General features: G+C 54.8%; 1 protein-coding gene. It reads right to left on the minus strand.

The window, feature by feature from the left end; all coding sequences use genetic code 11:
• The coding region (locus HK20_RS12730) for an ATPase, T2SS/T4P/T4SS family (RefSeq protein WP_086647395.1) at positions 1 to 1,269 on the minus strand (1,269 nt) is incomplete at its 3' end.
• Positions 1,270 to 1,311: the final 42 nt, after the last annotated feature.

Below are 1,311 nucleotides of genomic sequence, written 5' to 3' on the forward strand. Positions count from 1 at the left end.
CACGGGCACAAGTCTTTGCGACACGATGCCGCGTATGAGGGAGGTATTGCATGTCTTGCGGAAACTCAGCCGTGTGTGATCAAACAACTCCAGACGATCAGGTAGATCAAATGGATCATCAACGTGGCAGGTAGATGCCACGAAATGGCCTGTCTGCACGGCTTCAATACAGGTGAGTGCCCCTTGGGCATCTCGCATTTCTCCCAGGCCGATGTCATCGGGGTCCATACGCAAGGTTGTGCGTTGACGCTCTCTGAGTGCGCGACCATTTTCTTCTTCATCGTCAGTATTGGGAATGTCCAGCTGAATAGCCCATGACATATCCAGCTCCACGGGTTGTTCAATCGTGACGATGTTCCGCCCCGGCTGAACGCGCGCTTTCTCAGCCCAGATTTCATAGAGTGTTGTTGTTTTGCCGTGTCCGGTTGGCGCGGTAAAGATCAGAGCCCCGGACGGGGACATGGCAATACCCATCAGGCGGTCAATCTGTGCCTGGGTGAAACCGTAATCCTTCAGGCGGAGATGACCGGGAGGACCTTTGAGCGGGTGGAGTGTGCTGAAATTCCCCCGGATGCGTCTGTTGACACCTTTTTTGACAGATTGCAGGCGCAGGATCATGAACCACCCCCCCTCTGTCTGAGGAACGCAGGGGCCGCGCACGATACGCACGTTATCCAGACCTGTGCCTTTGAGAACTTCGCCCGAGATGCCGCCATCCTGAAACTGGCTATCCGTGACGGATGCGGCCTGCGAGGAACCCAAACGGTACATTGCACGCATCATGCGGTCAGCAAACGAATTTTCCAGTTCGTGGGCCAACATGTAACGGCCGTTGATGCGACAGGCTACTTCTGTATGCCGGGACAGCCTTCTGATCCTGATGTCAGAGGAATTGTAGCCACCTATCTCCGTCAGAAGGGCAAGTGCCCGGTCTCTGACTTCGACATCTTCTTTAGGGGTCTCCATAATTGCAGTGTTCTGGTGGGCATGCTCCATGCGTTCCGTGACGGCACTCAGTGGAACATATTTGACCTTAACCCCTCGGAAACCCTCAACGTAGCGCAGGTTGTCCAGCCACTGCAGAAAATGGAGGCGATCCTGTAACTGCCTGCTGGCGAAAACAGTCCGGTCGTCTCCGGTGGCTTCGATAAAAATCTGCCCTTCCAGACTTCTCGGCATGTCGATCACGACCTGTGCCTGAGACAGTGGGTTTTCATCAGTTGCAGTCTGATTGGAACTGCCAAACAGACGGGACCAGATGTTGCCCATGCTCTAGCCTCCCTCGTTTTTCGCTGTGGATGCGGAGCTGTC

The organism is Acetobacter sp. DsW_54, assembly GCF_002153575.1.
Lineage (GTDB): Bacteria > Pseudomonadota > Alphaproteobacteria > Acetobacterales > Acetobacteraceae > Acetobacter > Acetobacter fabarum.